The following is a 21,766-nucleotide window of genomic DNA, read 5'->3' on the forward strand; positions in this document are numbered from 1 at the left end:
TCCGGATTGCTCTTCAGTTGGATTTCTGATGGTTCTCGCCGGGAAGCCTGGATGCTGTTATCCCTTGAAAGCGCGAAATTTCCGCACGAGTTTTTGCAGGCCGGGGCCGAGCGCGGACGACTTCGCCGTGGTCACCAGAGAGTCGCGGGCCCGCCGCAGCGCCCGCCGGGCCGAACTCCTGGTCACGATCCCCTGGCACACCAGCGTCTCGCCGGTCTTGGCGCGACGTTTGTACTCGTCGTCGCCCCGGCCGAGGTCGATGCGCGCGATGCCGAGGGCGGGAGCGGCGATGACGAGCTCGCGCAGCAGCATCCACCCGGGCGCCAGGCCGGCGAAAGCCGGGTCGTAGACCGGAAACCACCAGTGCAGCACGTTTCCCGAACGCATTCCGAAGTGCGCCGCGATCAGATGGGGGCCGGCGTGCAGGGTGGACAGCACGCCCCCGAACGAGGAGTCGCGAGTGCGCAGCAGCCGGGTCAGCAGATCATGGCGATCCGGCTCGGCGAAATAGTCTTTGGCGCCGGTGGCGGCGTACTGCGCGCGCTTGAGCTCCACCACCCGGTCCAGGATCTCCGGGTCGGCCGCGTCGGCGACGAACCGCACCGCGCCGTAGGTCCGCTCGGCCTTCGCGGCGCGGCGGCGGGCCTGCCCCATGTTGTCCTTACCGCTGCGCGACGCGCGGCCGAGGTATCCCTCCAGACCCCCTGTGGTGTCGACGAACGGGGACGGACGCCGGGACTCCACCCACGGCCCGAAATCCGCGCAGCTTTCGACCAGATGGTCGAACTCGAAGCCGCGGGCTCCGCCGGTGAGCAGGGCCAGCGGGGGGAAGGAGGAGCCGGAGGCGAGCACGGGGCCCTGGAAATCGGCGGCCGGCCAGCCCGCGGGCATGATCAGCGATCGCTCGCGATGGTGGGGCAGCAGGGCGCAGATCTCGCCCGACCGGTCCCTGCCCACGGCCGTCCGCACCGCGCGGCCACTGGCGTGCACGGCCGCGGCGAAGCCGGGGTGGAAGTAGGGGCTGTCCAGCAGGGGGTTGGCCGCCCGCAGCAGGTGCCAGGCGTCCAGTTCCTCCGTGGTGAGCTCGTCGAAGCCGACCGTCCGCACCGTCACGGGCCGGGCGGGCCCGGGTGCGCTTCGCCCGCTGGGCGCCTGGCTCGCGGACATGCTCATCGTCGCCTCCCTTGGTGGCCGGATCAGTCCGCGAGCTTCTGGATCCGGCGGGACGGCCGCAGCAGCGCCACGACCGACGCCTTTGAGGTGCGGCGCCCCGCGAGCGCGCGCACCGCCTCACCGAAGACGACCGTCAGGTAGTAGGCGAACGAGGCCATCGTGCTCCGGCGCCGGCGGAACAGCCGCACCTTGTTGACGATGAGCAGCGCGGCGAGGGTGGGGTTGACGCCCGAGTCGCCGCCGATGTGCTCGACCACCGAAGCCGGTTCGTACCAGAGCGTCCAGCCTCGGTCCGCGGCGCGCAGCGCGAACTCGGTCTCCTCGCTGTACAGCAGGAAGGACTCGTCCCATGGGCCGATCTCCCTGATGACGTCCGTGGAGATGAGCATCGCCGCACCGGTCGCCCACACGGCGGCGCCGGGCCGTTCGTACTCCCGCGGATCGGTCACCAGCTCGCCGAGGGTGCCGATCCGGCCCGCGAGATCTCCGCCGATCAGCGCCTCGGCCAGCGCCCTGCGCACGGTCGGCATCCTGCGCAGCGACGGCTGCAGGCTGCCGTCCGGATTGATCAGAAGCGGTACGGCGATGCCGCGCCCGGGCTCTCGCAGCGCGGCGGCGAGCGGGGCGAGCGCGCCCGGACGCAGCCTGCAGTCGGGGTTGATCACGAACACGGCGTCGAGATCCTGGATGTCCAGCGCGTTGACACCCGCGTTGACCGCCGCGGCGTAGCCGGCGTTCCGGCCGACCTGGACGGTCTGAAGCGGAAGGTCGGTCACTTCCCCGGTGATTTTCAGCGAATCGTCCTTCGAGGCGTTGTCTGCCACGACGACGTGGGCGAGGTGTACGCCCCGTGATCCGTCGCCGAGAGAGCGCAGGCAACCTTCGAGCACTTCCGCGCTGTTGTAGGTGACGATCACTATGGCGATCCGGGGGGTACCAGGAGTCATATATGGGCCATCGTCGGGGTCGGGGGCGCCGTTACCACGTTCCAAAGCGCCGTGAGGATTCCGGGACTCAGCCACGGGCGCGCTTGAACGCTCGCGCGGCGGCCCGGCGGAGGCGAAGCGGCAGGGAGGGGGTTCCGTCCATGACACGCGGGGCCCAGGTGGCGTCGATGTCATGGCGCAGGCTGTTGCGCGGCTGGAGCCAGGAGCCGGGCCTGGCGGGCCCGCCGTCGCTGGTGTACACGCGTGTCATCTTCGCCTGCCTCAGCCTGCCGAGCACGTGCCTGTCGTAGGAGCCGAACGGGACGGCGACCCTCGACACCGGCTGCCCGCTGAGCTCGGACAGGAGCCGGTTGGCGTCGGTGATCTCCTGGTTCGCCTGCTCGGCGTCCAGCCGCCGCCAGTCGCGATGCGCCCATCCGTGCGAGCCGATCCGCATGCCCGCCGCCACCAGCTCGCGCACACCGTCGGCGTCCAGCCTGCCCGGCTCGCCGAGAAGCCCGGCCAGCACGAAGAACTCCGCGGTGAGGCCGCGCTCAAGCAGCCGCGGAAGGGCGATCTCCACATCGGATGCGTTGCCGTCGTCGAAGGTGATGCGGACGTCCTGGCGGCCTACCGTCGCGTCGAGCACCTGCTCGAACTGCTCGACGCTGACCCAGGTCGTGTCCTCGCCGGGGTCGAGCGGGCGGACGGCCGGGCCGATGCCGTGCACCGTGAGGTTGACGACCGCATTCACCAGCGTCCTCATTTCTGCTCCAGCACCCCGACCCTGGAGTGGCGCCGTGCGCGATGTCCGGCTCTGCGTGGATATCGAGTTCGGTCGCTCTTCGTTACAGGCGACCCCGGGAGGGCGTCTCCGGAGGCGACCCCGGAGACGCCCCTCCGGGACGGCTTCAGAGACGGTCCGCGTACCAGGCGACGGTCAGCCGGAGGCCCTCCTCCAACCCGACGGTGGGGCGCCACCGGAGCAGCTTGGCCGCGGGAGCGATGTCGGCGATCCGGGCGCTGTCCAGCGGACGGTCGGGGAGCGCGCCGTACCGGGGGCGCAGTGAGCTGCCGGTGATCCGGCTCAGCAGTTCCACGGTCTCCCGGATGGACGTCCGCGTGCCCGTGCCGATGTCGAAGCTCTGGCCGGCCGCCTCCGGGGTCGTGCCCGCGGCGAGGAAGGCGTCGACCACGTCGTCGACGTAGATCCAGTCCAGCAGGCGGGTGCCGCTGCTGAGGCTGGGCTCCTCACCGCGGAGCAGCGAGAGCGTCACGTAGGGCACCAGCTTCCTGGTGTCGTGCTGGCCCGGTCCGTAGACCATCCCGACGCGCAGGGTGGTCACGGGGACGTTCCACAGGTGGTGGAACATCCGCGCGTAGCCGCTGGCGGCCCACTTGGCGACCGCGTAGGGCGAGGACGGCGTCAACTCACCCTCATACGGCCGAGGTTCTTCTATCGAGCCCGCGAGCACCAGCCGGGTGCCCGGGCTCTCGGCGGCCGCCGTCAGCAGATTGACCACGCTGGCGAGGTTGCTGTCCAGCATCGGCCGGACGAGTCGCGGGTCCCTGGCGCCGGCGACCTCGCTGGCGAGGTGGAACACGACGGCGGGGCGGACGGAACGGACGAGGTCCTCGACCGCGCCCGCGTCGCCGACGTCGGCGACGTGCCAGCTCTCACCTCCGTCGATCTTCTCCCGGGGTTTGCGGCTGACCGCGTGCACCTGGGCGCCGAGTGAGTTCAGGCGCCGCACCAGGTGGGCTCCGATGAATCCGGTGGCCCCTGTGACCAGCACGCGTGAGCCGTGCCAGTGGGGATCTTCCTGTTCCGACGCGCGTGGATCTCCAGCTGCCGGGACGGTGAGCATGGGCGTTCTCCTCGTGGGGGACGAGTTTGGGGGACGCTTCAGGCCGTGCTCATGATCTCGATCTTCGGGGGCGTGGCCGGGTCAGAGGAGCCGGTCGCCCCGCGCATCTCCACCTTGCCCGACGAGACGAGGCGACGCGCGCCGGTTTCGGGGAAAAAATCAACGGGGCCGCTCGGGTGAGCGGCCCCGTCGTCGGCGTCCTGCCTCGTCAGCCGATGCGCCAGGTGTCTCCGGAGAGCAGCAGGTCGTCCAGGTCACCCGGACCGCGCTGCTCGGCGGCCTCCTCCAGCTGCGCGGTCATCAGCTCGTCGTAGGACGGGCGGTCCACGTTGCGGAAGACTCCGATCGGGACGTGCTCGAAGGCGGGCTCGTCCAGCCGGGACAGCGCGAAGGCCAGCGACGGGTCGGCGCGGTGGGCGTCGTGGAGGAGGATCTCGTCCTCGCTCACCTCGGACCGCGGGACGACCTCGATGCCGCCGTCGGCCGCCCGCCGTACGGCCTTGGAGGCGGAGACGATCGGCTGGCCGTGCTCCAGACGCAGCGTGATGTCGTCACGCTGCTCCGGGTCTTTCAGCTGGTCGAAGGCGCCGTCGTTGAAGATGTTGCAGTTCTGGTAGATCTCGACCAGTGAGGTGCCCCGGTGCTCGGCGGCCTGGCGCAGCACCGACTGCAGGTGCTTGCGGTCGGAGTCGATGGTCCGGGCCACGAACGAGGCCTCGGCGCCGAGCGCCAGCGAGACCGGGTTGAACGGCTTGTCCAGCGAGCCCATCGGGGTGGACTTCGTGATCTTGCCGACCTCGGACGTGGGGGAGTACTGGCCCTTGGTCAGACCGTAGATCCTGTTGTTGAACAGCAGGATGTTCAGGTTGACGTTGCGGCGCAGCGCGTGGATCAGGTGGTTGCCGCCGATGGACAGCGCGTCGCCGTCACCGGTGATGACCCAGACCGACAGGTCGGGGCGCGAGGCGGCCAGTCCTGTCGCGATCGCCGGGGCGCGGCCGTGGATCGAGTGGAACCCGTAGGTGTTCATGTAGTACGGGAACCGGGACGAGCAGCCGATGCCCGAGACGAACACCATGTTCTCGCGCTTGAGGCCGAGCTCGGGGACGAAGGACTGGACCGCGGCCAGGATCGCGTAGTCACCGCAACCCGGGCACCAGCGGACCTCCTGGTCGGACTTGAAGTCCTTCATGCCCAGCTTGGTGTCGGACTTGGGGACCAGGGAAAGCCCCCTGCCGTTGCTGAGTTCAGTCACTGTCGATCACGTCCTGGATCACGCCGGCCAGTTCTTCGGCCTTGAACGGAAGCCCGCGCACACGGTTGTAGCTGATGATGTCGACCAGGAAGCGGGCGCGCAGCAGCAGCGCGAGCTGGCCGAGGTTGATCTCGGGGAGCAGCACCTTGTCGTAGGACCGGAGGACCTCGCCGGTGTTGGCGGGAAGCGGGTTGAGGTGCCGCAGGTGGGCCTGGGCGACCTTGCCGCCGGACTTCCTGATCCGCCGTACGGCCGCCGCGATCGGGCCGTAGGTGGAGCCCCAGCCGATGACGAGCACGCGGGCGTCGCCGTCGGGGTCGTCCACCGCCAGCGGCGGGATGTCCTGGGCGATGCCGTCGATCTTGGCCTGGCGGAGCCGGACCATCCGGTCGTGGTTGTCGGGGTCGTAGGAGATGTTGCCGGTGCCGTCGGCCTTCTCGATGCCGCCGATCCTGTGCTCCAGGCCGGCGGTGCCCGGGATGGCCCAAGGCCGGGCGAGGGTCTCGGTGTCGCGCTTGAACGGCAGGAAGGTCGCACCGTCCTCGCCGTTCGGCTCGGTGGCGAACTCGGTGGAGATGTCCGGCAGCTCCGCCTTGCCGGGCACCTTCCACGGCTCGGAGCCATTGGCCAGGTAACCGTCGGACAGCAGCATGACGGGCGTGCGGTACTTCACCGCGAGGCGGGCCGCCTCGATGGCCGTGTCGAAGCAGTCGGACGGGGTGGACGGCGCCACGATCGGCAGCGGCGACTCGCCGTTACGGCCGTACATGGCCATGAGGAGGTCGGTCTGCTCGGTCTTGGTGGGCATGCCGGTGCTCGGTCCCGCACGCTGCACGTCCACGATGATCAGCGGCAGCTCGGTGGTCACCGCCAGGCCGACGGTCTCGGCCTTAAGCGCCACGCCGGGCCCGGAGGTGGTGGTGACGCCCAGCGCCCCGCCGAAGGCGGCCCCGAGCGCCGCGCCGACGCCCGCGATCTCGTCCTCCGCCTGGAAGGTGCGGATGCCGAACCGCTTGTGCTTGGACAGCTCGTGCAGGATGTCGCTGGCCGGGGTGATCGGGTAGGACCCGAGGAACAGCGGCAGCTTCGCCTGCACGGAGGCGGCGATCAGGCCGTAGGCGAGCGCCTGGTTGCCGGAGATGTTGCGGTAGACGCCCGGGGGCAGCGGAGCCGGCTTGATCTCGTAGGAGACCGAGAAGGACTCGGTGGTCTCGCCGTAGTTCCAGCCCGCCTGGAAGGCCGCGATGTTGGCCTTGGCGATGTCGGGCTTCTTGGCGAACTTGCCCTCCAGGAACTTGATCGTCGCCTCGGTCGGCCGGTGGTAGAGCCAGCTCAGCAGCCCGAGGGCGAACATGTTCTTGGAGCGCTCGGCGTCCTTCTTGGACAGGTCGAAGCCCTCCAGCGCCTTGACCGTCAGCGCGGTCAGCGGCACCGGGTGAACCCGCCACTCGGCGAGCGAGTCGTCTTCGAGAGGGTTGCTCTCGTAGCCCACCTTCTGCAGGTTGCGCTTGGTGAACTCGTCGGTGTTGGCGATGATGTCGGCCCCGCGCGGCAGGTCGCCGAGGTTGGCCTTCAGCGCGGCGGGGTTCATCGCGACCAGGACGTTGGGCGCGTCGCCCGGGGTGAGGATGTCGTGGTCGGCGAAGTGAAGCTGGAAGCTCGACACGCCGGGCAGGGTCCCGGCAGGGGCGCGGATCTCGGCCGGGAAGTTGGGAAGCGTTGACAGGTCGTTGCCGAACTCCGCCGTTTCCGACGTGAAGCGGTCGCCGGTCAGCTGCATGCCGTCACCGGAGTCTCCGGCGAACCGGATGATCACGCGGTCGAGTTGCTGAACCTGTTTGGTCACAGCTCAGTCCTCCTCGACGCGACTGGGCGCCGTTGATGGTGGCACGTTCTTATTTCCATGCTAGATCCCTCAGGGTCACGCGTTGTCTTTCGCGTTGCCCACTCGGCGGAGGAGTGACTTACGTCGCAGATCCTCGGCGGGCCGCAGAGTCGGCGGGGGCGTGGGTGTTGCGCGGAGCGGCCGTGAACGGCCGACGTGGAGTCACGATCGCGAACAGTTGGCCCGACACAGCCCGGCGGCAAGACGGCACAGATCCACGTGCAGGCGGCCGAAGAGGACGGTTAGGGTCACGATGCCTAACTATATGTCCCGCATCGAAACCGGCCTCATCGCCTCCGGCTATGTGCTCATAGCCCCTGGTTATGGCGTTTACCCCGGCTCCGGCGCGCGTGCCTACCCGCTCGAGTCAGCCGAATCATAGGTCCTGCCGGGCTGCATCCCGTTCGAGCCGTACAGCTCGGGGACGGTGACGAAGGTGTAGCCCTGCTTCTTCAGGCGCCGCAGGATCTCGGGGGCCGCGTCGACGGTCGGGCCGTGGACGTCGTGCATGAGGATGATCGCTCCGGGCTCGGCCCTGGAGACGGCCCGGTCGGCGACGGCCCGGGGGTTGGGGTCGAGCCGGTCCTCGGTGTCCACGCTCCACCGGACCACCGACAGGCCCAGTTTGCCCGCGACGGAGGAGACCTGGGCGTTGCTCGCGCCGTACGGCGGGCGCATCAGGGCCGGGACCTGCCCGATCGCCTGGATGATCGTGCGCTGGGCGCGGGTGAGCTGGTCGGCGACCCTGCTGCCGGGCAGGGCGGTCAGATCGCGGTGGGACCACGTGTGGTTGGCCACCAGATGCCCCTCCTGCCGCATGCGCCGCAGCAGTTCGGGGTGGGCGGAGGCGTTGGAGCCGACGGTGAAGAACGTCGCCCGGGCGCGCTGCGTGGCGAGGATGTCCAGCAGTCGCCTGGTGTCCGGGCCGGGACCGTCGTCGTAGGTCAGCGCGACGCACTTGGCCTTCGCGCAGTCCACGCTGCCGGCCTTGGAACTCCGTGCCGGGGGCCTGTCCGTGGTCGCCGCCGCCATCGACTCGCCCGACGTCATCGAGGCCGGCGCGTCCGTCTTCCGCATGGCCGCCCGCTGCGCGCGCAGCCCGGTGGCCGACAGAAGCGGCTCCACATCGGAGGCCGGCACCGCCACCGCCACCCGGCCGAGGGACTTCGTCGCCACCTGGTAGTCGTCGAATTCCACGACGAGGTCGCCGTGCGGGTTGAAGACGAGGGAGTCGAAGTGCCTCGCGTCCGGCTTGATCGCGTACGGATCCACCTCCGGCCCCCGGGCGACGAGCGCCTCCTTGACGATCTGGGCCAGCGTGGCCAGTGAGGAGCCGTCCCTGAGCAGGTCGGTGGCGTCCAGGGAGCGTTTCTCCATCCGGTCGTACCAGATGGTGGTGAACGAGTCGGACCAGCCGGACCCGATGGACTCGCCGATGCGCAGCCGTACCCCGAGCACCTGGTCCGACGCGGCGGCGAGCTGCCAGTCCACGTTGAACTCCGGATGGCGCACGGCGCTGTTCATGGAGGTGTCCCTGATGAACCGGTCGAGCCGTTCGGTCACCGTCCGGCGGAGCTTCTCGGTGAGAAGGGGGGCGTCGTCGACCGAGGGGTAGACGACGTGCACGTGCCGGTCGCCGGAGTCGCCCTCGCTCAGGGTCTGGGTGCTCAGCCCGTGGACCCATGAGGGATCAACGTAGTTGATCATCGTGGGCTCCGAGGGGACGAGAGCATCCGCGACGGGGGAGGCGGTCACCCCGCAGCTGACTGCGCTTGCGGCGATCAGCGCGACCCCTCCGGCGAACCACGATTTGGGCATGAATGTCAGAATAAGCGCGTAATGTGCTGATTTGCCTTTTTTTGGGGTTAATGGTGCGCAGCTTTTGGCTATACAAGGTTTGACCACCGCTGGGTGACGGGGACGGTCGATGCTGCTATAGCTGATGCCAGAGGGCTCCGTGCGGTGAGGCTTTCGGGAGGGGATCCATGGGCGGCTACTTCGGCTCATACGCGGTGGTCCTCGCGCTGTTCGCGATCGGGATGCTGATCGTCACCGGGGCGCTGCTCGTCAACCGGATGCTCCGGCCCACCCGCCCGACTCCCGAGAAGCTGCTGACCTACGAGTGCGGCGTCGACCCGGTCGGTGAGGGCTGGGCCCAGTCCCAGATCCGCTACTACGTCTTCACCTATCTCTACGTGGTCTTCGCCGTGGACGCGGTCTTCCTCTTCCCCTGGGCGACGATCTTCGCCGCTCCCGGCTTCGGGATGACCACCCTTGTGGAGATGTTCGTCTTCCTGGGCTTCATCGCTCTCGGGATCCTGTACGCCTGGCGCAAGCGCGTGCTCACCTGGGCCTGACGGCCCGGGTGGCCCGGCGAGCGCGGCCATCGACATTGAAGGGAGAATGCGTGTCATGGCTGATCTCCCGATGCCCACCGTGGGCCCGGTCTCCCGCCTGGCTCCCAAGCCCATGCGCTTCATCCTCAACTGGGGACGGCGCTACTCGCTGTGGGCGTTCAACTTCGGGCTGGCCTGCTGCGCGATCGAGTTCATCGCGACCTCGATGAGCCGGCACGACTTCATCAGGTTCGGGGTCATCCCGTTCGCCAACGGTCCCCGGCAGGCCGACCTGATGATCGTCTCGGGCACGGTGACCGACAAGATGGCCCCGGCGGTCAAACGGCTGTACGAGCAGATGCCCGACCCGAAATACGTGATCTCCTTCGGCGCCTGCTCCAACTCCGGCGGGCCGTACTGGGACTCCTACTGCGTGACCAAGGGCGTCGACCAGATCATCCCGGTGGACGTCTACGTTCCCGGCTGCCCGCCCCGGCCGGAGGCCCTGCTCCACGGCATCATGATGCTGCAGGAGAAGATCGCCGCCGAGAACCTGAGCGACCGCTATGTCTGACCTTGCGAGGAGCTGAGCCCATGAGCGGCGGTGAGGGAAGGACGATCTCCGAGGCGATCCAGGAGCGGTACGGCACGCGCGCCCAGGTGTCGGAGTCGTTCGGCGAGATCACGGTGGACGTCCCGGCGGGCGACTGGATCGACCTGCTGGGGTTCGCCCGTTCCGAGGGCTACGAGTTCTTCGACTGGCTGACCGGTGTGGACGAACCGCCGGACGAGTTCTCGGTCGTCGCCCACGTGTTCGCCCCCGCCTCGCGCGGACACCTCCTGCTGCGCACCCGGGTCCCGCGCGCCGACCCCCGGCTGCCCAGTGCGGTCGGTGTCTTCCGGGGCGCCGACTGGCACGAGCGCGAGACCTTCGAGATGTTCGGCGTGATCTTCGAGGGGCACCCGAACCTGGTCCCGCTGCTGCTGCCCGAGGGCTTCGAGGGCTTCCCGCTGCGCAAGGACTTCGTGCTGGCCTCCCGGGTCGCCAAGGCCTGGCCGGGGGCCAAGGAACCCGGCGAGTCCGACCATGGCTCGCCCAGCCGCCGAAAGACGCTCCCGCCCGGGGTACCCGCCGACTGGGGACGCGATGGCTGAGGGACCCGCCGACTGGGGACGCGATGGCCGAGAGGGCCGCCGGTTGGGAAGCGTGATGGCTGAGGAGTCCACAGGCCGGGAAGCGTGATGGCTGAGGGGCCCGCCGATGGGAGGCGTGATGGCTGAGGTGCTCGACGTCGTTGTCCGGCTCGCCGCGATCATCGCGGTCTTTCTCGTGTTGCCGCTGGTCGCCGGGCAGACCGAGCACAAGGTCATGGCGCACATGCAGGCGCGCCTCGGCCCCATGTACGCCGGGGGATTCCACGGCTGGGCCCAGCTGATCGCCGACGGGGTCAAGTTCGCCCAGAAGGAGTCGGTGATCCCGGCCAGCGCCGACCGCCGGGTCTTCGCCCTGGCGCCCTGGGTGGCGCTGATCCCCTATCTCCTGGTGATGGTCGTCATCCCGGTCGGTCCGGGGCTGGTCGGCGTGGACCTGGACGTCGGCCTGTTCTTCGTCCTCGCCGTGATGGGGGTCGGCGTGCTCGGCTCGATCATGGCCGGGTGGTCGTCGGCGAACAAATACTCGCTCCTGGGCGGGATGCGCTCGGCGGCCCAGCTCATGGCCTACGAGCTGCCCCTGGTCCTGGCGGCCTCCAGCGTGGCGATGGCGGCGGGCACGCTCTCCCTGCCGGGCATCGTGGAGGCCTGGCAGTGGTGGTGGCTGCCCTGGCAGGCGATCGGCGGCGTGGTCTTCTTCACGGCCGGGCTCGCCGAGCTGCGCCGCCCGCCGTTCGACATGCCGATCGCGGACTCCGAGATCATCATGGGTCCGATGACCGAATACACCGGGATGAGGTTCGCCCTTTTCATGCTGGCCGAGTACGCCGGGATCATCGTGGTCTCCGCGCTCACCAGCGTGCTGTTCCTGGGCGGATGGCACGGGCCGTTCCTGCCCGGGCCCGTGTGGATGCTCATCAAAGTGTTCGTCCTGGTGTTCGTGGTGATCTGGGTCCGGGTGAGCTACCCCCGGCTCCGCGAGGACCAGCTTCAGAAGCTCACCTGGGTGGGCCTGGTGCCGCTGGCGCTGCTTCAGCTGGCGCTGACGGGAGTCGTCAAGGTCCTCATGGGCTGACCCCCGATCCGCACCTGACCTCCGGTGGGCACGGTCGTGGCCGGTTGGGGACACGCGTTCGTTTCGCGGGCCGGTCCGAAGTTCGAAGCGTGCACGCTGGGCAAGGAGGAATACCCCTATGTGACAGCACAGGTCAAGGACGGAACGTATGACCCTCGCGCTTGCCGTGGACCACGACGATCTGGTCGTCGAGGTGCCGGAGCATCCGCCGGTACGGCTGCCGCTCGTCGGCCCGGACCGGGTGAGCACGCTGCTCTTCTTCGGTTATCCGGGAAGGGGCAGGACGCGGTACGGCCTGGCGGTGCTGGACGAGTCCGGCCTGGTGATGATGGAGGCACCCGGTTCCCGTTCGCGCGGCGAGGTGGAGGCCTTCGCCCGGGACAACGGCCTGGAGTTCGAGGTCCGGAGCTTCGCCACGGGGGAGGAGGCCAGGGTCGCGCTCGCCCGCAGGTCACCGGGGTGGCACGTGGTGACCTGGCGTATGCCGCCCGCGGCGCTGCCGCGGCTTCGCGTGCCGGGGGTGAGGAGCTTGCGGCCGCCCGTGGGCTCGCCGAGGATCTGGTGGCGCGAGCAGTTGCTCTACGGGCTCATGTGGCTGGTGCTCGTCTACGGCATCGCCTTCGCGACATTGCTGATCGTCAACATGACGGGCTCCGGAGGCGACGTCACCCGGGGCATGGGCCCGCTGGGGGTCGCGGCCCTGGCCCTGGCCACGGTGAGCGTCGCCGGAGCCGTCGTCATGATCGGGGTCGGCCGGCGGCGCACCCGCAACCGAATCACCGACGACCGGGTGGTGCGGCGGCACGGTAAACCGCACTGCCGTCTGGTGGTGGTCCATGGCCGGCTGCTGCTGGAGACCGAGCGCAAGACCCGCGAGATCGACGCGTCCAGGCTGCTGCTCTACTCGGCGGAGCCCGGGATGACCGGGCTGATCGTCGGGGACGGGCTGTTCCACCTGCCGGGGCGCTGGGATCCCGAGGAGGTGGGCCGCTTCGCCGTACGGAACGGGCTCGATCTCCAGACCCGCACGTTGAGCCGCGGGGAGTATCTCGATCTGACGGCCCGGGTGAAGGACGCGGTCCCTTAGACGCCGTCTCATTTGGTGAGTCGGCGGTAGCAGATGAGGGCTGCGGCGATCGCGACGAAGGAACCGAAGTGGTCGGCCCGGCGCTCGTAGCGGCGGTGTAGACGGCGACAACCGGCCAGCCAGGAGACGGTCCGCTCGACGACCCAGCGGTGTCGGCCCAGTCGCTGACTGGTCTCGATCCCTCGGCGGGCGATACGCGGAACGATGCCGCGGCCGCGCAGGAAGGCCCGTAGATGGGGGTAGTCGTAGCCCCTGTCTCCGGTGGAGCTTGCCCGGCCGGCGACGCCTCGGCCCGCGCCTGGAGCGGATCGGCGGAATGCTGCACACCAGCGGCTCCAACGCCAGGCTGTCATGGGTGTTGGCCGCGCTGATCGCGACAGAGATCGGCAGGCCGGTCCGTTCGGTGATCAAGTGGATCTTCGGCCCTTTCTTGCCGCGATCGACAGGATTCGGACCCGTCAGCTCCCCCCCTTTGGCCGCCCGCACACTGGCCGAGTCGATCACGCACCGCGACCAGTCCAACTCGCCGCAGGAACCGAGCTCATCCAGGATGACCCGATACAGCTTGGCCCACACCCGGGCCCTGCTCCAGTCGGCGAAGCGGCGATGCACCGTCTGCCAGGAAGCGCCGAAGCCCGGTGGTAGCTGCCGCCACGTACAGCCCGTGGTAGCCACGAACACGATGGCTGCCAGGATCAGGCGGTCGTCGACTCGCCGTCGGCCACCACCTTGCGGCCGCTTCGGAGGCGGTGGCATCACGCGCTGAAACAGCTCCCATAACTCGTCGGGAACCAGTCGATCTAGGAATGCTTCCATGATCGATCTAGCGAGCGATCACCAATCAAATCACGGTCTAAATCTCCTTCGCTCTCGGGCCGCCACCGGGCGAACGGCATTGGCGAAACGCACCGGTTTGCGCGGTCGGTTGGGTCCGGCCAAGCCGGACCCGCCGAAGGTCCAAGCGAAGGGCCCGACGGAAGGGTCGGCGGGCGGGCCGCGCCCGGCTTGACCGCAGACCCGCCCAAGCACTCGCAAAGCCTGTCCGGTGCCAGAAACTGGCCATGAGGGGCTGACCTGGTCTTCTAGGCTCGGCTCTCGCGCTGTTTCGCCTTCTGTATCTGCTGGTGGTCAGAGTGTTCGGCTGGCTGGTGCTGCTCACTCGGGGCGGCGCCTCCAAAGAGGTGGCCGGGTTCCGCCGAGCCTTACGCCGCCCCGCGGCAGGCCTGCTCGTTGAGGGGGAAGCACGATGGGGTTTGGAGGAGGGCGAGTTCGATGAGTCATCCACTAGCTGTTCTGTCCTGTGAAGTTAAGTACGCGGCTGGCGGGTGATTGGCTGGCGAGTGCGGTGTGCCTGCCGGTCGGCCGACGTCGGAACGTAAGGCCAGACCCGAGCGATACCCAAAAGAAAGGTGAGGGAGAAGGCTTGACGGGCGAGGCGCGCCCGGCTTGATCGCAGACCCGTCCAAGCACTGGTCAAGCCGCCCGCCGGGCGGATCTCACTGACACAGTGGGCGGCGTTCTGACCTCCTCTGCCGAACGGATCTGCTCGTAATCGCTCGATTTCCGGGAAGCACCCTTCTCATCGGCGCAGCCTCCACATTTCAAGATCACTTACCCGGTATCGTCACAGCACATCTCACAGACTGGCCTTCGGGGAGGATCGGACCGGATTTTGCCGTCACGGTCAGGTCAGGCTGGCGATCAGGGTGCGGACCCGGGCCTCGATCGCGTCGCGGATCGGGCGTACGGCCTGCACCCCTTGCCCGGCGGGGTCGTCCAGTTCCGCCTGGACCACCTCGGCGTCGAGGTGGTCAGCACCGAAGAGGTCACCGCCGCCACCGCCCGCCTCGCAGAGGCGGGCCTGGTCACCGCGATGGAGGAGAACACCTCCTGCTGCTACGCCATCCAAGACAAGGTCTTAGTGCTTCGTGGCCGTAATCGACGGTAAGCGACTGGCCGACGACGAGTCCGGCCGGCGTGGGCGGGCGCCCGGCCTTGGCATTGGCCAGGCGCCCGCCGTATGGCCGACGGGATCAGACTCCGAACGCGGCCGGGTAGCGGATGGTGCCGGACGGCACGGGCCGGGTGTCGTCGAAGACGAGCGCCATCATGTACTGGTCCTCGACGTCGAAAGGCGGTCGGATGGCATGGCGCGAGGCCGGGACGAAACCGAAGCGTGGGTAGTACTCGGCGTGGCCGAGCACAAGGACCAGGTTCTCGCCCTGCTGCCGGGCCGCGTCCAGGGCGGCGCGGATGGCCGCCGAACCGGCGCCGCTCCGCTGGTGCTCGGGTTGTACGGCGCACGGGCCCAGGGTGAGGGCGGGGAAGCCGTCGACGTGGCAGCGCGTGAGCAGCGCGAACCCGGCGATGGCACCGTTGGGCCGCTGCGCGATCCACGAGAGGCCGGGCAGCCAGGCCGCCGGGTCGGTGCGCAGCGCCTCGACCAGGCCGGCCTCATGCGGGGTGGGGAAGGCGGCGAGGTTGACCTCGCGGATCCGATCACGGTCGGCGTCGGTCTCGGGACGGGTGATCCAAGGGGTGGTCATGATGGTGCGGGAGTCCGTTTCTGCGGTCGTCGGGAGTCGGCTGGCCGGGGAGTAGCCCGTGCTCGGGTGGCTACGCTCGTTCACAGCTGCCGGTCCCGGAACTTGTAGGTGGCGCGGAGATGGCTGGTGATGGATTTCTGCCGGTTGACGCGCTCGTCGCGCAGCCGGGCGTCGGTGCGTGATGCCTGCCAGGCGGTCTCGCGCTGGAGTTTGCGGTAGCTGGCCAGGCGGCGTTCGGCCAGGTCGCCCGCCTGGATGGCGGCCTGTACCGCGCAGCCGGGCTCGATGTCGTGGGTGCAGTCGCCGAAGCGGCAGCTCTCTGCGAGCCGTTCGATCTCGGCGAAGACCTGCTCCAGGCCGTCGGCGGCGTCATGGAGACCGAGGGCGCGCAGCCCAGGGGTGTCGATGAGCACACCCCCGGCGGGCAGGGGAACCAGCTCGCGGCGGACGGTGGTGTGACGGCCCTTGCCGTCCTGCGCCCGTACCGTGCCGGTGGCCAGCAGCTCTTGGCCCAGCAGGGCGTTGCCGATCGTGGACTTGCCCGCACCGGAGGGGCCGAGCAGAACCGTGGTGCCGTCGCCCAGCAGGGCGGTCAGGACGTCGACGTTGTGGCCGGTGATCGCGCTGGTGACCACGATGGCGACACCGGGGGCGAGCGCGTTGACCTCGGCGTGCGCGGCGGCGGCGTCGGCCGCCAGATCGGCCTTGGTCAGGGCGATCAACGGCTGCGCGCCGCTGGCCCAGGCGAGGGCGAGAAAGCGCTCCAGCCGTGCGGCGTTCAGGGGGGCGGCCAGGGAGACCGCGACGACGACGGTGTCGACGTTGGCGGCCAGTACCTGCCCGTGGGAGGTACGTGACGCCGACGAGCGCACGATCGTGCTGTGCCGCGGGAGGAGGGCCACCAGTTCGGGCTCTCGGCCGGGGCGTAGCGCCGCCCAATCGCCGGTGCACGGCGCGGCCAGGGGATCGGTGGCATGCGGCGTCGACATGGTGGCCCGGACCGGGCCGTGCGCGGTGATCGCGTCACATGAGCCTCGATGCACGCGCACGATCCGGGCGGGTACCAGGCCGGCCCTGCGGTGGCCGGCGAAGACATCGTCGAGCGCCGGCGTCCAGCCGTACGAGGACAGGTCGACACCGGCGGAAACGGAGAAATCCGTGGAAGGTTTCAACGTGAAATACCTTGCGGGAAGGGACCCCGGCAAGACTCAGGCGTCACCCACCGTGAGCCGGGCGGCTCGTGACAGGAGGGCAGGAGTGGGTCAGACCGGAGCCCGGGACGTGAGGATGGTCCGGGCGCTGCACAGGGCAGCGGTCTTCACCGCGATCATCAAACCTCACCTCCCTCTCATCCGTATCCGACATCTATGCCCGACACCGTAGCACTCTTCGCGACCCAACGCCCTCCTGCCGGGAGCGCTGGTCATATCCGGCCGAGGTCGCCGTAGCGGTGGGCGGCGAAGGCGATCGGACCACCCCGGTAGGCATGCCGAGGGCGCCCCGGTCCGGCCTGGCAGGCCCTTTGCTCAGTGTGCGACTCGTTTTGCGATCCTTAGGACCTAAGGAATAATCTAATGGTATTAGTTTTAGTTGAGTGACTCTAGGAGAAGGGCGGTGCGCGTATGGCGCGGGCCGGGTTGACGGCGGACCGGGTGACGCTCGCCGGTGCCGAACTGGCGGACGAGGTCGGGCTTGACCGCGTGACCATGTCGGCGGTGGCGCGACGACTCGGGGTGAAAGACGCGAGCCTTTATGCGCACGTCCGCAACCTTGAGGACCTGCGCGGTCGGATCGCGCTGCTGGCGGCGGACGAGAAGACCATCCGCATCGCCGAGGCCACTGCCGGGCGGGCCGGAAAGGATGCGCTGGTGGCGTTCGCGAACGCCTACCGGGCATACGCCCACGATCATCCGGGCCGATACACGGCGACGCAGATCCCGATAGAGATCGATGCCGAGCTCGTGGCCCGGGCGTCCGGGCCACGGCGCGCGGTCGAGCTGACCTACAGCATGCTCCGCGCCTACGCGCTGGACGAGCCCGACCTGACCGACGCGGCCCGGCTGGTGCGCAGCATGCTCCACGGCTTCATCAGCCTTGAGGCCGCGGGCGGGTTCGCGCACGCGCGCTCGGTGGAGGACTCGTGGGTCCGCTGCCTCGATGCCCTGCACGCCCTCCTGGAGCGCTGGCCCACACCCCGTGAAGGAGACCCGTCATGACCAGTCCGACCATCGGCCGCTTGCGTGTGGACGGCGCCACCCTGCGCTACGAGGTGCGCGGAAGCGGCCCGCTCCTGCTGCTGATCCCTGGAGGCGCGGGCGACGCGGCCTCCTTCGACGGTGTCGCCGACGAGCTGGCCGTCGATCACACGGTCGCGTCCTACGATCCGCGCGGCCTGTCCCGCAGCCCGTTGGACGACCCGCAGGCCCGACAGTGGGTCGCGCAGCATGCCGACGACGCGTTCCGGCTGCTGGAGCTGCTGTCTCCGGACACGCCCGCCTACGTGGTCGGCTGCAGTTCAGGGGCGATCGTCGCACTGGACCTGCTCACCACCCATCCCGAGCGGATCGCCCGCGTCGTGGCGCACGAGCCGCCGGTGGTGGAGGTGCTGCCAGACGCCACCGAGCATCGCGCGCTGCTTGCCCGCGTCCAGGACACGTTCCACCGGGACGGGCTGATGCCCGCGGTGGCCGAGTTCGCGGCGGGCCTCAGGCGCCCCGGCGCCGAAGACCCCGTCGAGGCCGGGGCAGCCACCGAGCTGCCGCCGCAGGCGGCGGCGCGAGCTGAGCGGACGATGGCGAACATGCCCTACTTTCTCGGGCGTATCGTGCCGAGCTTCATGGCCTACGCCCCGGATGTGGATCGCCTGAAGGCCCTGTCGGAGCGGCTCGTGCTCGCGGGCGGAGCGGACTCGCGCGGCGAACTGCCATACCGTCCCGCCGCCTTCCTGGCCGAGCGGTTCGGCACGGAGCTCGTCCACTTCCCCGGCGGGCACACGGGCCTCAGCACACACCCCGCCGAGTTCGGCGAGCTGCTCCGCAAGGTGCTGAGCGCCTAGCAGGGCCCGCGGGGCGGGGATCTGCACCACCTGCCGCCGCACGCCGTGACAGGGGTGTTCTAATGCACGATCCGCAGCATGATGTCGGCGGCCGTGGGCCGGTTGGCGGGTTGTTTGTCCAGGCAGGCGGCGGCCAGCGGACGCAGTGACTGGGGCAGCGCCGACAGGTCCGGGTGATGGTTGAGCACGCGGTTGAGGATCGCGGGGATGGTGTCCTCGCCGAAGGCCGCGCGGCCGGAAGCCGCGAAGATCATGGTGGCGGCCCAGCTGAACACGTCCGACTCCGGGCCGACGGTGCTTCCGGCGAGCTGCTCCGGCGACATGTAGGCGGGGGTGCCCATGATGTTGCCCGACGTCGCGGTGACCTGGTCGAGAGCGCGGGCGATGCCGAAGTCGATCACGCGTGGCCCGTCGGCGCCGATCAGAACGTTGGCGGGCTTGAAGTCCCGGTGCACCACGCCGGCTCGGTGGATCGCGGCCAGCGCGCCCGCCGTGGACAGGGCCAGCCGGGTCAGCCCGTCCTCGTTGTGCGGGCCCCGCTCGCGGATCAGCTGCTCCAGGGAGACGCCGTCCACATACTCGCTGACGATGTATGCCTGGTCATCGTTGATGTTCACGTCGAGCACCCGGGCCGTGGAGAACGTCGCCACCCTGCGCGTCGCCTCGACCTCTCGCAGGAACCGCTCCCGGACCACGTGGTTGTGGTTGAAATGCTCGTGCAGGACTTTGATGGCCACCTTCTGGCCCTGAGGGGTGAGCGCGAGATGAACCGTTCCCTGCCCGCCCTTGCCCAGGTTGCCGATCAGCCGGTACGGCCCCAGCCAGCCCTGGGGGGACTGGGTGTGCTGGATCCCGGTGTGCTGCTGGATCCGGGTGTGGTGGGTCTGGGCGTGATTGATCTGAGCATGGTGGATCTGAGCGTGATGAGCCTGGGAGTGGTGGGTCTGGGGCCGGGGTGCGGGCAGGTGCATCTGCGAGGGCATGGTGGGGGTGGCCGGGTACGGCATCGCCGGAGCCGGAGCCGGGGCCGGGGCCGGGACCGGCATGGGCGGAGGGCCGGGGACCGGGGGCGTGTGCTGCCGGAACACCGCTCCCCTGATGATCAGCGCGTGGCCCAGCCCGCCGAGCCAGCTGCCGAAGAGCCCGATCGACGACGTGGCCTCCAGCCAGACCGGGACCGGATGAATGTTCTCGTCGATTCCCGTGCTGGCGACGAACAGCCCGATGCCGAGACCGTAGATGACGGCCGCGAAGACCAGTGCCGGGCTCCGCAGCCGGTGGGCGGCGTGGGCCATGATGAACGGTGTCCCGATGCCGCAGGTGAACAGGGGCACCAATGTCCACACCACGCTCCAGCCCGTGTTGGATCGTGAGGGCGGTTGCGGGGGCCAGGTCGGGCCGTACTGGTGGGACATGTCGCGAACAATACGTATTTCTTGTGGCTCCTGCAGTCTCCTTCCATATCGATTCCGCCGTTGAGGCCCGGTAGTCGAACACACAGACTGTGGATAACTGTTGTGGATAACTTGGGATGTCTGGGGATCGTACGTTCCCGGGACCGCCGCATTCCCGAGCGCATCCCTATGCGTCATGATGTTGAGTTGTGGCACGGATACCAGGAGTGGGGTTGGCGAAGGGGCTTTCCGTCACCCTCCGCCACATGCTGAGCAGGTCGGTGACCCAGCAATATCCCGAGGTCAGGCCGGACCTGCCCCCTCGGAGCAGGGGAGTGATCGGTCTGGTCGAGGAAAACTGCACGGTGTGCATGCTCTGCGCCCGTGAGTGTCCCGACTGGTGCATATACATCGACTCCCACAAGGAGACCCTTCCCGCTCCCGAGGGCGGCCGTCCTCGGGCCCGCAACGTGCTCGACCGCTTCGCGATCGACTTCTCCCTGTGCATGTACTGCGGGATCTGCATCGAGGTCTGCCCGTTCGACGCCCTGTTCTGGTCTCCGGAGTTCGAGTACGCCGAAGGCGACATCCGTAACCTCATCCATGAGAAGGACAAGCTGGCCGCCTGGGCCCAGACAGTCCCCCCGCCTCCGGCCCACGAGCCCAACGCCGACCCTCCCAAGGAACTCGCGGCCGCCTCCCGCCCCCTCCGTCCCGGCAACGGCGGGGCGGGCCGCGACGTGACTCGTCCGGCGGCCGGGCCCGGTGGGGCGGGTCGTGGTGTGACTCGTCCGGTTCCCGGCGCGGGTGCGGCGGACGCGGGTCCGGCTTCTCCGGCCTCGGGCGGGTCCGCCGACGCGTCCTCTGCGCCGGCCGTCCCGGATTCCGATGCGCCCTCCGCACCGGCCGTCCCGGGTTCCGACACGTCCTCCGCACCGGCCGCTGGCGCCGCGGCGGGCCGTACGAAAGGCGGGCAAGGCGGGCCTGGCGCACCGGAACCGGTGCCTGACGCCCCCTCCGGCTCGACCGGCCCGGCCCCGGCCTCTTCCGGCACCGCCCCCGGCTCACCCGCCACACCCGGAGACACCGCGTCCCCCGGAGACACCATGTCCGGGGAACGCGGGGAGGTCGGCACCACGTCCGGGGAGAGCACGGAGGGCGGCACCGCGCGAGGCGATGTCGCGCCGGGCGCCGCCGCGGCGGGAGGCGCGAGAGGTGTGACCGGCAGGCCCGGCGGCGCGGCCGAGCCGCCTTCCGACCGGAGGCCGCCGAGACCGGAGCGAAGGGCCTCGGCGGGACACGCGAGCGTGCGGGCCATCCGGCCACCGGGCGCCCTTCCCAAGAAGGACGACGGCTCATCCACAGGCAAGCCATCTGTCGAAAAGTTGTCCACAGGTGAAGGTGGCGTGCCCCCGGCGGCAGGCCCGCCGGGGCAGACTCCTTCCACGGAGCCCAGCGGAGAGCCCGAGGAGGAGAAGTGACCGAAGTGCCGTCCTATCTGTCACCGACCGGGCAGGAGATCGTCTTTCTGCTGCTGGGCGCGGTGGCCGTCGGGTCGGCGCTGCTGGTGGTGACCACCAAACAACTCGTCCACGCCGCCCTCTGGCTGGTCGTCTCCTTCGGCGCGCTCGCCGGGTGTTACCTCGTCCTGACGGCCGAGTTCGTCGCCTGGGTGCAGGTGCTGATCTATGTGGGCGCGGTCATCGTCCTGCTCCTGTTCGGCATCATGCTCACCCGCGCCCCGATCGGCAGGACCGCCGACCTCGACAGCCGTAACCGGCCGGCCGCCGCGATCGTGGCGCTCACCACCGCCGTCGTGTTGATCACTGTGGTCGTCGACGGCTTCCGCACGGCCTACGCCCATCTGGAAGCCGGCAACGGCTCGGCCAGAGAGCTCGGCTCCAGCATCTTCCGCACGTGGGTGCTGCCGTTCGAGGCGCTCTCGGTCCTCCTGCTGGCCGCCTTGATCGGTGCCATCGTCCTGTCCCGCACCGACATCCGGGGGAGGGACTGA

21 protein-coding genes and 1 pseudogene are annotated in these 21,766 nt (G+C 69.4%); 9 read left to right on the forward strand and 13 right to left on the reverse strand.

Features of this window, described 5'->3' with window-relative positions; translation table 11 throughout:
* Positions 1 to 57: 57 nt before the first annotated feature.
* The 8 genes from ACFY2X_RS30530 to ACFY2X_RS30565 all read right to left on the reverse strand — a co-directional run bounded on the left by ACFY2X_RS30530 (position 58) and on the right by ACFY2X_RS30565 (position 8,925).
* A complete protein-coding gene (locus ACFY2X_RS30530; protein WP_389944848.1) occupies positions 58 to 1,173 on the reverse strand; it encodes a GNAT family N-acetyltransferase in 1,116 nt (371 codons plus the stop codon).
* A gap of 23 nt (positions 1,174 to 1,196) precedes the next feature.
* Positions 1,197 to 2,120, reverse strand: coding sequence for a glycosyltransferase family 2 protein (locus ACFY2X_RS30535; RefSeq protein ID WP_389944851.1), 924 nt, complete (start codon positions 2,118 to 2,120; stop codon positions 1,197 to 1,199).
* 67 nt (positions 2,121 to 2,187) lie between these two features.
* On the reverse strand, positions 2,188 to 2,865 hold the full coding sequence (locus ACFY2X_RS30540) for a polysaccharide deacetylase family protein (protein ID WP_389944853.1): 678 nt from the start codon (positions 2,863 to 2,865) through the stop codon (positions 2,188 to 2,190).
* 145 nt (positions 2,866 to 3,010) lie between these two features.
* Entirely contained in the window at positions 3,011 to 3,967 is a 957-nt protein-coding gene (locus ACFY2X_RS30545; protein ID WP_389944856.1) for an NAD-dependent epimerase/dehydratase family protein, read from the reverse strand.
* Positions 3,968 to 4,175: 208 nt separating this feature from the next.
* Positions 4,176 to 5,222 (reverse strand): 2-oxoacid:ferredoxin oxidoreductase subunit beta, encoded by a 1,047-nt coding sequence (locus ACFY2X_RS30550; protein ID WP_389944858.1) that lies wholly within the window; start codon positions 5,220 to 5,222, stop codon positions 4,176 to 4,178.
* Positions 5,215 to 7,068 carry a 2-oxoacid:acceptor oxidoreductase subunit alpha gene (locus tag ACFY2X_RS30555; RefSeq protein WP_389944861.1) on the reverse strand — a complete coding sequence of 618 codons (1,854 nt, stop codon included), beginning with the start codon at positions 7,066 to 7,068 and terminating at the stop codon, positions 5,215 to 5,217. The genes ACFY2X_RS30550 and ACFY2X_RS30555 overlap by 8 nt, the downstream gene beginning before the upstream one ends.
* Positions 7,069 to 7,269: 201 nt before the next feature.
* Complete coding sequence (locus tag ACFY2X_RS30560) at positions 7,270 to 7,359, reverse strand: putative leader peptide (RefSeq protein ID WP_389944864.1); 90 nt, start codon at positions 7,357 to 7,359, stop codon at positions 7,270 to 7,272.
* Between the two features lie 102 nt (positions 7,360 to 7,461).
* On the reverse strand, positions 7,462 to 8,925 hold the full coding sequence (locus ACFY2X_RS30565; RefSeq protein WP_389944867.1) for a polysaccharide deacetylase family protein: 1,464 nt from the start codon (positions 8,923 to 8,925) through the stop codon (positions 7,462 to 7,464).
* Between the two features lie 167 nt (positions 8,926 to 9,092).
* On the opposite strand from ACFY2X_RS30565, the gene ACFY2X_RS30570 reads away from it, so the two are divergent.
* The 5 genes from ACFY2X_RS30570 to ACFY2X_RS30590 all read left to right on the forward strand — a co-directional run bounded on the left by ACFY2X_RS30570 (position 9,093) and on the right by ACFY2X_RS30590 (position 12,757).
* Positions 9,093 to 9,464, forward strand: coding sequence for an NADH-quinone oxidoreductase subunit A (locus tag ACFY2X_RS30570; RefSeq protein ID WP_389944870.1), 372 nt, complete (start codon positions 9,093 to 9,095; stop codon positions 9,462 to 9,464).
* A gap of 70 nt (positions 9,465 to 9,534) precedes the next feature.
* Positions 9,535 to 10,017, forward strand: a complete 483-nt coding sequence (locus tag ACFY2X_RS30575) for an NADH-quinone oxidoreductase subunit B (RefSeq protein ID WP_221465986.1) — start codon at positions 9,535 to 9,537, stop codon at positions 10,015 to 10,017.
* A 20-nt stretch (positions 10,018 to 10,037) separates the two neighbouring features.
* Positions 10,038 to 10,598, forward strand: coding sequence for an NADH-quinone oxidoreductase subunit C (locus ACFY2X_RS30580; protein ID WP_389944872.1), 561 nt, complete (start codon positions 10,038 to 10,040; stop codon positions 10,596 to 10,598).
* Positions 10,599 to 10,716: 118 nt separating this feature from the next.
* The gene (gene nuoH, locus ACFY2X_RS30585; RefSeq protein WP_389944875.1) at positions 10,717 to 11,670 is read left to right on the forward strand and encodes an NADH-quinone oxidoreductase subunit NuoH; all 954 of its coding nucleotides are present in this window, start codon (positions 10,717 to 10,719) and stop codon (positions 11,668 to 11,670) included.
* Positions 11,671 to 11,818: 148 nt separating this feature from the next.
* Positions 11,819 to 12,757: a hypothetical protein gene (locus tag ACFY2X_RS30590; RefSeq protein WP_389944878.1), complete on the forward strand. Its 939-nt coding sequence runs from the start codon at positions 11,819 to 11,821 to the stop codon at positions 12,755 to 12,757.
* An 8-nt stretch (positions 12,758 to 12,765) separates the two neighbouring features.
* Here the strand turns inward: ACFY2X_RS30590 and ACFY2X_RS30595 are convergent.
* From ACFY2X_RS30595 to rsgA, 4 genes and pseudogenes are all read right to left on the reverse strand, one after another.
* A protein-coding gene (locus tag ACFY2X_RS30595) for an IS5 family transposase (protein WP_389944881.1) occupies positions 12,766 to 13,573 on the reverse strand; the annotation gives its coding sequence in 2 pieces (ribosomal slippage) (positions 12,766 to 13,017 and positions 13,019 to 13,573; 807 coding nt in all).
* 868 nt (positions 13,574 to 14,441) lie between these two features.
* Positions 14,442 to 14,540: pseudogene (locus ACFY2X_RS30600) on the reverse strand (heat-shock protein HtpX); the annotation flags it as partial.
* A gap of 250 nt (positions 14,541 to 14,790) precedes the next feature.
* The gene (locus ACFY2X_RS30605) at positions 14,791 to 15,303 is read right to left on the reverse strand and encodes a GNAT family N-acetyltransferase (RefSeq protein ID WP_389944884.1); all 513 of its coding nucleotides are present in this window, start codon (positions 15,301 to 15,303) and stop codon (positions 14,791 to 14,793) included.
* A gap of 80 nt (positions 15,304 to 15,383) precedes the next feature.
* Positions 15,384 to 16,475, reverse strand: a complete 1,092-nt coding sequence (rsgA, locus tag ACFY2X_RS30610; RefSeq protein WP_389944887.1) for a ribosome small subunit-dependent GTPase A — start codon at positions 16,473 to 16,475, stop codon at positions 15,384 to 15,386.
* Positions 16,476 to 16,925: 450 nt separating this feature from the next.
* Here rsgA and ACFY2X_RS30615 point away from each other — a divergent pair, with 450 nt between their 5' ends.
* Both ACFY2X_RS30615 and ACFY2X_RS30620 read left to right on the forward strand, forming a co-directional pair.
* Positions 16,926 to 17,519 carry a TetR/AcrR family transcriptional regulator gene (locus ACFY2X_RS30615; protein WP_389944890.1) on the forward strand — a complete coding sequence of 198 codons (594 nt, stop codon included), beginning with the start codon at positions 16,926 to 16,928 and terminating at the stop codon, positions 17,517 to 17,519.
* Positions 17,516 to 18,358, forward strand: coding sequence for an alpha/beta fold hydrolase (locus ACFY2X_RS30620; RefSeq protein ID WP_389944893.1), 843 nt, complete (start codon positions 17,516 to 17,518; stop codon positions 18,356 to 18,358). Before ACFY2X_RS30615 ends, ACFY2X_RS30620 begins: the two co-directional genes overlap by 4 nt.
* A 59-nt stretch (positions 18,359 to 18,417) precedes the next feature.
* Here the strand turns inward: ACFY2X_RS30620 and ACFY2X_RS30625 are convergent, their stop codons facing one another.
* Positions 18,418 to 19,773: a serine/threonine-protein kinase gene (locus ACFY2X_RS30625; protein ID WP_389944896.1), complete on the reverse strand. Its 1,356-nt coding sequence runs from the start codon at positions 19,771 to 19,773 to the stop codon at positions 18,418 to 18,420.
* A 245-nt stretch (positions 19,774 to 20,018) separates the two neighbouring features.
* On the opposite strand from ACFY2X_RS30625, the gene ACFY2X_RS30630 reads away from it, so the two are divergent.
* Together ACFY2X_RS30630 and ACFY2X_RS30635 are read left to right on the forward strand one after the other, a co-directional pair.
* The gene (locus tag ACFY2X_RS30630; RefSeq protein WP_389944899.1) at positions 20,019 to 21,233 is read left to right on the forward strand and encodes a 4Fe-4S binding protein; all 1,215 of its coding nucleotides are present in this window, start codon (positions 20,019 to 20,021) and stop codon (positions 21,231 to 21,233) included.
* Positions 21,230 to 21,766 (forward strand): NADH-quinone oxidoreductase subunit J, encoded by a 537-nt coding sequence (locus tag ACFY2X_RS30635; protein ID WP_389944902.1) that lies wholly within the window; start codon positions 21,230 to 21,232, stop codon positions 21,764 to 21,766. Before ACFY2X_RS30630 ends, ACFY2X_RS30635 begins: the two co-directional genes overlap by 4 nt.

Source organism: Streptosporangium sp. NPDC000396, assembly GCF_042898655.1.
Lineage (GTDB): Bacteria > Actinomycetota > Actinomycetes > Streptosporangiales > Streptosporangiaceae > Streptosporangium.

Bases quoted from the DNA above. Each gene is read 5' to 3' on its own strand.
- ACFY2X_RS30570 (WP_389944870.1), top strand. From the start codon at position 9,093: ATGGGCGGCTACTTCGGCTCATACGCGGTGGTCCTCGCGCTGTTCGCG.
- nuoH (WP_389944875.1), top strand. From the start codon at position 10,717: ATGGCTGAGGTGCTCGACGTCGTTGTCCGGCTCGCCGCGATCATCGCG.
- ACFY2X_RS30615 (WP_389944890.1), top strand. From the start codon at position 16,926: ATGGCGCGGGCCGGGTTGACGGCGGACCGGGTGACGCTCGCCGGTGCC.
- ACFY2X_RS30575 (WP_221465986.1), top strand. From the start codon at position 9,535: ATGCCCACCGTGGGCCCGGTCTCCCGCCTGGCTCCCAAGCCCATGCGC.
- ACFY2X_RS30530 (WP_389944848.1), bottom strand. From the start codon at position 1,173: ATGAGCATGTCCGCGAGCCAGGCGCCCAGCGGGCGAAGCGCACCCGGG.
- ACFY2X_RS30580 (WP_389944872.1), top strand. From the start codon at position 10,038: ATGAGCGGCGGTGAGGGAAGGACGATCTCCGAGGCGATCCAGGAGCGG.
- ACFY2X_RS30535 (WP_389944851.1), bottom strand. From the start codon at position 2,120: ATGACTCCTGGTACCCCCCGGATCGCCATAGTGATCGTCACCTACAAC.
- ACFY2X_RS30590 (WP_389944878.1), top strand. From the start codon at position 11,819: ATGACCCTCGCGCTTGCCGTGGACCACGACGATCTGGTCGTCGAGGTG.
- ACFY2X_RS30545 (WP_389944856.1), bottom strand. From the start codon at position 3,967: ATGCTCACCGTCCCGGCAGCTGGAGATCCACGCGCGTCGGAACAGGAA.
- ACFY2X_RS30630 (WP_389944899.1), top strand. From the start codon at position 20,019: ATGCTGAGCAGGTCGGTGACCCAGCAATATCCCGAGGTCAGGCCGGAC.
- ACFY2X_RS30620 (WP_389944893.1), top strand. From the start codon at position 17,516: ATGACCAGTCCGACCATCGGCCGCTTGCGTGTGGACGGCGCCACCCTG.
- ACFY2X_RS30540 (WP_389944853.1), bottom strand. From the start codon at position 2,865: ATGAGGACGCTGGTGAATGCGGTCGTCAACCTCACGGTGCACGGCATC.
- ACFY2X_RS30605 (WP_389944884.1), bottom strand. From the start codon at position 15,303: ATGACCACCCCTTGGATCACCCGTCCCGAGACCGACGCCGACCGTGAT.
- ACFY2X_RS30565 (WP_389944867.1), bottom strand. From the start codon at position 8,925: ATGCCCAAATCGTGGTTCGCCGGAGGGGTCGCGCTGATCGCCGCAAGC.
- ACFY2X_RS30625 (WP_389944896.1), bottom strand. From the start codon at position 19,773: ATGTCCCACCAGTACGGCCCGACCTGGCCCCCGCAACCGCCCTCACGA.